The 6,000-nt window shown below is 57.3% G+C and carries 5 protein-coding genes; 3 read left to right on the forward strand and 2 right to left on the reverse strand.

What is annotated here, in order from left to right; translation table 11 throughout:
• The first annotated feature begins 131 nt into the window (after positions 1-131).
• A complete protein-coding gene (locus OOZ53_RS25345) occupies positions 132-1,040 on the forward strand; it encodes a LysR family transcriptional regulator (RefSeq protein ID WP_271092584.1) in 909 nt (302 codons plus the stop codon).
• Here OOZ53_RS25345 and OOZ53_RS25350 read toward each other — a convergent pair.
• Together OOZ53_RS25350 and OOZ53_RS25355 are read right to left on the reverse strand one after the other, a co-directional pair.
• The gene (locus OOZ53_RS25350) at positions 1,037-2,656 is read right to left on the reverse strand and encodes a sulfatase-like hydrolase/transferase (RefSeq protein ID WP_271092585.1); all 1,620 of its coding nucleotides are present in this window, start codon (positions 2,654-2,656) and stop codon (positions 1,037-1,039) included. The two genes, OOZ53_RS25345 and OOZ53_RS25350, sit on opposite strands and share 4 nt — an antisense overlap.
• Positions 2,656-4,152 (reverse strand): tripartite tricarboxylate transporter permease, encoded by a 1,497-nt coding sequence (locus OOZ53_RS25355; RefSeq protein ID WP_271092586.1) that lies wholly within the window; start codon positions 4,150-4,152, stop codon positions 2,656-2,658. Before OOZ53_RS25355 ends, OOZ53_RS25350 begins: the two co-directional genes overlap by 1 nt.
• Before the next feature lie 245 nt (positions 4,153-4,397).
• Between OOZ53_RS25355 and OOZ53_RS25360 the strand changes: the two genes are divergently transcribed.
• Positions 4,398-5,393, forward strand: coding sequence for a Bug family tripartite tricarboxylate transporter substrate binding protein (locus tag OOZ53_RS25360; RefSeq protein WP_271092587.1), 996 nt, complete (start codon positions 4,398-4,400; stop codon positions 5,391-5,393).
• 65 nt (positions 5,394-5,458) lie between these two features.
• Positions 5,459-5,920 carry a tripartite tricarboxylate transporter TctB family protein gene (locus OOZ53_RS25365; protein WP_271092588.1) on the forward strand — a complete coding sequence of 154 codons (462 nt, stop codon included), beginning with the start codon at positions 5,459-5,461 and terminating at the stop codon, positions 5,918-5,920.
• Positions 5,921-6,000: the final 80 nt, after the last annotated feature.

Raw genomic sequence — 6,000 nt, forward strand, 5'->3', positions numbered from 1 at the left:
AAACGCATTAACACCGAGTGGTGTAGATGCAAGAATTCGTTTGAAGTATTCCGGAGACCTATGATCAGATGAATTTGCCTCGCCAAATGCTGGGAAACGGAAGTGACTTTCAAAGCTAACGTGTACACCTAATGGAACGCTCGCACCGGTACTTTCTAATGGTGGCGCAATGCGGGAGCGTGACCCGGGCCTCGGAAGAGTTGAACGTCGCGCAGCCAAGTCTGACGCGGCTGATCTTCAAACTGGAGGACGAACTTGGGGTCACCTTGTTCGAAAGACTGCCACGGGGCATGAAACTCACACCGGCAGGCACGACGCTTTATAAGCACTTACGCGAGATTGACGCCAGTTATGGCCGCGCCTTGCGGGACATTCGGGCGCATCGGGACGGCGCACATGAGCGCATCCGGATTGGGGCCGGGCTGGCTTATCGCGTCGCTCTGATCCCACAGTTACTGGACGCGATCCGCGCGAAGTATCCGCGCCTGACCCACACAGTGATCACCGGATCGACAGAGTTCCTCGCGCAGCAACTCGCGGATGGTAATCTGGACATTGCGATCTCGGCCTCGGCCCGGTTCACGGCGGAACCAGCGGTCAAGGTTCATGAGCTGGGCCAGATCGAACATGGTGTGGCGCATCTTCCCGGAACCTTTCCGGACATCGCTATGGACCAGCATGTGGCGCTGTCGGATCTAGCCGACAAGGAGTGGATTACCTTTCTGCTGGATGAAAACCTGACCGAGAGTTTCAACGAGCTGTTTTTTCACCACAAGCTGCCGCTGCCCCGTGTTGTCCTCAACACGAACTCCATTCAACTGGGGCTGTCCGTTCAACGCGAACGAAATGCCATAATGGCGGTCCCGACACTTCTTAAACCAACTCTCGCGAAGGAGGGTGTGCTGGTGAACCCTACGTCTGAACCCCTTTGGCGGTATGCCTCGGGCATTGCGGTTCTGCGGGCGAGTGAGCAGCATGGCATCATCCGCCGTGTTGCGGATATCGCAATTGAACTAGGCGAGAGAATGGACTTGAGCTAGGGGCGCAGAGGGCTTGGCAGATGGTCCGGATAGTCACCGAAAAAACTGTCTGGATCGTCTGTGATGACACTCTGATAATAAAGCGCTTGTTCCGCTTCAATAACCCGGCCTGACGACAGCATGTACTGGTTCGGGTTGTAGTTTTCATTCATCATCGGATACGCCGCGCGCAGCCGCGCCATCCTTGCGCGCTGTTCGTCGAGAACCTTCCGAAAGTCCAGCCCGTTGCGGACGAAGTCCAGCATCTTGTCCAGTATCTCGGCCTCGTCACCCGAGGCCACGGCGAAAAGGTTGTGCTGCTCTTTGGGATCGCTCTCCAGATCAAAGAACAGATTCTCCTCATTGTCGAATACCACAAGCTTGTACTGATTGAAGCGCACCATGCGGAACGCCGACCCTTCACCCCAGCGTTCATTCAGGTGGTCGCAAATGATCATCCGGTCTTCCAAATCCGCTTGCCCCCCTATGGCGGGCAACAGGTTGCGTCCGGAGACGTCGCCGATCTCGGCCCCAGATATAGCGGCAAAAGTTGGCATGAGGTCCAGCAGGCTGACCGGTGTTTCGACATTGCGTGCGCGCTGTGTGCCCGCACGTTGCTCGGGTGTGGAAATCATCATGGGCACCCGCGTCGAGGCCTCGTACCAGCCGCTTTTCCACCACGCGCCATGTTCGCCCGCACACTCGCCGTGATCGCTGGCGTAGACGATGATCGTATTTTCCAAAAGTCCGCTCATCTCCAATCGCAATAGCAGATCGCCCAGCACCTGATCGAAGAACTCGACATTGGCGAAATAGGCCGCCCGCGCGCGCATCTCTTCTTCCTTGCTGATGCGCGGGATTTTGAACCCGGCTCGAAGCGCTGCCGTCACGACATGGTCGAAGCTATCGCCCTCCGGGCCGACGAAAGGCTCGGTGATCTTGTCGACGGGATAGTTGCGCAGAAACCGTGCGGGTGTGTTCAAGGGGTAATGCGGGCGGCTGAACGAAGCGCAGAGAAACCAGGGTTTTTCGGGCGCGCGGCTTGCATGTTCACGCAGAAACGACACCGTCTCGGTTGCCACGATCTGATCGCCGCACTGGCTTTCGGGAATCTTGGTTTCGCCAACCGTTGTCGTCCGCGTCTCAAGAAAATCGCCCAGCCGGTCGCTGCCCAGATCCGCCTGCTGGCCCAGATCGTCGCCGATCACCGGATCGCCCGGGCGCATCGGGATCAGGTGCTCAAACTGATGGGTGTGGTTGCCGCAAAGGTCGCCATAGGGGCGGTACTGAAAGCCGTGAAACTGATTAGAGCCCAAAAAGTGCATCTTGCCGATCAGACATGTGGTGTACTCGGCGCGCGATAAGGCCTTGGGCATCGTGTCCAATGCGGGATCAAGATAGGAGGTGTTGTCGCAGGCCCCGGATTTCTCCGCTGTCAGACCGGTCATCAGACTAATACGGGAAGGCACGCAGATCGGCGCGCCGCAATAGGTGTCTGTAAAAACCGTCGACTGTGCTGCGAGTCTGTCCAGCGCCGGTGTCGCGACATCTTCACCGCCATCTGCGCTACTGCGATGCCCAACGAAACGGAAGCTATGCTCGTCGCTTAGAAGAAACAGGATGTTCGGTTTCTGCATCAACGACTCCTGTCTTTTGGCGAGGTCTGCATGTTTCGGAAGATCGCCACGCTGATGACAACCAGGCAAAGTATCAGCACGCTGACGGCAATTGGATGCCCGAAGAGCGGAAGGATTTCTCCTTGGGTGCCCATAAGCGAAGAACGAAGCCGTTCTTCCGCCATTGGGCCGAGAATGAAGCCGATGACAAATGGGGCCACCGGTATATCGCCCCAAGCCATCGCAACGCCAATCAGCCCAAATCCAAGCATGATCCACGCATCTTCAAGCCGGTTGCTGGAGGCCACGACGCCGATCACGCAAAAGGCCAAAACAACCGGAAGAAGTACATTGTGGGGAATGCGGATCACGCGGGCGAACCACGAAATTGCAAAGATCATTAGGATCATCATGAGGATATTGGCAATCAGGTATGTGCCCATCACGCCATAAAAGATCTCGGGGTGATAGATCGCCAGCAGCGGGCCGGGTTCTATGGCGTGCAGGATCAGCGCGGCCATCAGGAACACATCCTGCCCGCTGCCCGGAATGCCAAGGGCCAGCATGGGTACGAGCGCGCCGCCGACGGTCGCATTGTTGCCGGTCTCCGCAGCCACCACAGCGTCTTCGGAACCTCCACCGAATTCGTCCTTACGTTTCGAAAGCGACTGCGCGGCACTGTAGGACATGATGGCTCCCACATTCGGGCCAACGCCTGGTAGGATGCCAACGAACGTGCCAATCACCGCCGAGCGGATCAGCGTAAATGGAAAGGCGATGATTGTCCCGGCGTGACGCAGGACCGCCGAGACATTCGGCAAGGTCTCGATCTTGCCACCAGCCCCTTTTGGTGACTGAATGTCCTCCAATACCTGACGGACCGCATAGGCGCCGATCAAAACGGGCAGCAAACCGAACCCGTTGGCCAACATGGGGCTGCCATAGGTGAACCGGTTAACGGCGCCGACACTGTCAAAGCCGACAGTGGAGATGAATACCCCGAACAGGCCTGCGATCAGACCCAACCGCGGGGAGTTGCCACCTGTAAAGGCAATCAGCACCAACCCAATGACAACGAACGAAAAATAGTCGAAGTTCCTGAACTTCAGCGCAACCGAAGCCAAGGGAATGGCCAGCACGATCAGGATCGCCCCTGCGATCAGCCCGCCAATCGCCGATCCCATGATCCCAAGCGACATGGCCCGCGCCGCTTGGCCCTTACGGGCCATGGCATGCCCGTCAAGGGTCGTCATCACCGCAGCAGGCGCGCCGGGCACACCTAGCAGGATGGCTGATACCATCGACCCGCTAACCCCACCCACATAGATACCGACAAGTAAGATCTGCGCGTCAAGGCTTTCCATCGAGAATGTCAGCGGCAGGATCATCGCCATCAAGAGACCGCCACCAAGTCCCGGAATCGCGCCAACAACCAAGCCGAGTGCCACGCCGATCAGGCTCCACATCAGCGCGGCTGGCTGGATCAATTGCAGCGTTGTTTCGGCGAACTGAGACATGGTTTGCGGCACCCCTTCCCAAACTGACTACGCCACGGTGCCATTCCAAACAAATAGCAATTTCTGTTCAATCTATACCTTTCTGGCATGCCTCTGACACGTGACGGAATGCCTTTTTGGCATTACTCCATCAAAAAGGAATATTAGATTGCTATAGCTAGAGTGTCGTATCGTTGGGCCGAGAATGACCGGCACATGCGGGCGGAAGGACTGCGTGTGTGACCGGACCACCTGAGGAGGAAAGCATGAAATTTCTGATCAAGCCACTTGCGCTTGGGCTGGCGGCGGCACTGACTATGACCATCTCGGCAGCGGCGCAGGAATACCCATCGAAGCCGATCACAGTGGTGTTCCCGAACAAGGCGGGCGGCTCTTATCATACGTTTGCCCTGTCGTTTTTGGAGCTCCTGAAAGACAAGATTCCGCAATCCATCGGGGTTCAGGCCATGCCGGGCGCGGGGACGTCCGCTGGCACGCGTCACGTCATCAGCCAACCAGCGGATGGCTATACACTGCTTTATATTCACAACGCCATTCTGATGACCTCGAAGTTCGGGATGCTCGATATCGGCGGCACGGATTGGGATGCCTTCGCAGGTGCCATTGAACCGCTGGCGCAAACCCATGACGCCACAAACGTGCTCTATACACGGGCAGACGCGCCCTACAGCACGGCCGCGGAACTCGCCGACTATGCGAGGGCTAATCCCGGCAAGGTGAACGCGGCGGTCAGCACCGGCACGGCCTCTCACTTGATGATGGGCGGTTTGGCCGATAGCCTCGGCGCCGAGATCAACTTTGTGCACACCGGCGGCGGCGGTGCCGGATTCCGGCAAGCGCTTCTGTCGGGTGACATCGACATCACGAATCTCGATCCCGGTGGCGCGATCAAGGAGTTGGTCGAGAAAGGGCTGGTCAAACCGCTCTCCGTTAACGCCGATACGCGCCATCCTAAAGCGCCGGACATTACTTCGCTGGCAGAACAAGGGATTGAACCGCCGGTTGTCATGAAGCTTCAGGGCTATTTCTGGATTCATCCAGACACACCGGAAGAAATCAAGCAGTATTGGCGCGATGTACTGCGCGAAACGCTGACTGATCCGGCAAATGTCGCGGAACTGCAAAGCCGTCTGGGTATTACCATGGCCTATGAAGATGGCAATGCGCTGACCGAACTGGTGAAAGAACGCTATAACGCGACCGCAGCGGCGATTGATAAGTTCGGCATCAAGGTCAACTGATCGGTTCCGTCGCCCCCGGCCTGTCCGGGGGCGCTAGCCTAAAAACTTCGAGAGAGAGCGGGACAATGAAAAAAGCGGCAACCGGCGCTGTGGCCTTCGGGCTTGCCGTCTTTTTCTTTGTCAGCAGTTTTTGGATCGTCGATGGAAATTACGACCCCATTGGCCCTCGACTGGTCCCACAAGCGACTATCGTTTTGATTGGAGCTTTGTCACTCTGGATACTTGTCGAAGGGCTGCTGGACCTCCGTTCCAGCAAGGCGTCCGGCGATGAAAAGACAGCCTTTGCAATCAATGCAGGCCACCTCAAATCCATCGGGATCGTCCTTTGCCTTGCCGTCTATATCTGGGTGTTGAATTCGCGCCTGGTCGGGTTTGAGATCGTGACCGGCGCGTTTCTCTTTGTCGCCGGGATGATCATCCACCCCGTGCGCGGAAAAGCGCTGTCCTGGCTTGTCGGGCTGTCAGTTGTCCTGCCGTCCATCCTGAACTTTGTCTTCTCCCGCCTGTTTTTCGTTAACTTGCCCTAAGGTTTCCCATGAAAGTCCTGTTCGTCCTGTTCGACTCGCTCAACCGCAACGCCCTGGGCGCCTACGGCGGAACGCGTATG

It is taken from the genome of Allohoeflea poritis (assembly GCF_027889715.1).
Taxonomy (GTDB): domain Bacteria; phylum Pseudomonadota; class Alphaproteobacteria; order Rhizobiales; family Rhizobiaceae; genus Hoeflea_A; species Hoeflea_A poritis.

Bases quoted from the DNA above. Each gene is read 5' to 3' on its own strand.
- OOZ53_RS25345 (WP_271092584.1), top strand. From the start codon at position 132: ATGGAACGCTCGCACCGGTACTTTCTAATGGTGGCGCAATGCGGGAGC.
- OOZ53_RS25355 (WP_271092586.1), bottom strand. From the start codon at position 4,152: ATGTCTCAGTTCGCCGAAACAACGCTGCAATTGATCCAGCCAGCCGCG.
- OOZ53_RS25365 (WP_271092588.1), top strand. From the start codon at position 5,459: ATGAAAAAAGCGGCAACCGGCGCTGTGGCCTTCGGGCTTGCCGTCTTT.
- OOZ53_RS25350 (WP_271092585.1), bottom strand. From the start codon at position 2,656: ATGCAGAAACCGAACATCCTGTTTCTTCTAAGCGACGAGCATAGCTTC.
- OOZ53_RS25360 (WP_271092587.1), top strand. From the start codon at position 4,398: ATGAAATTTCTGATCAAGCCACTTGCGCTTGGGCTGGCGGCGGCACTG.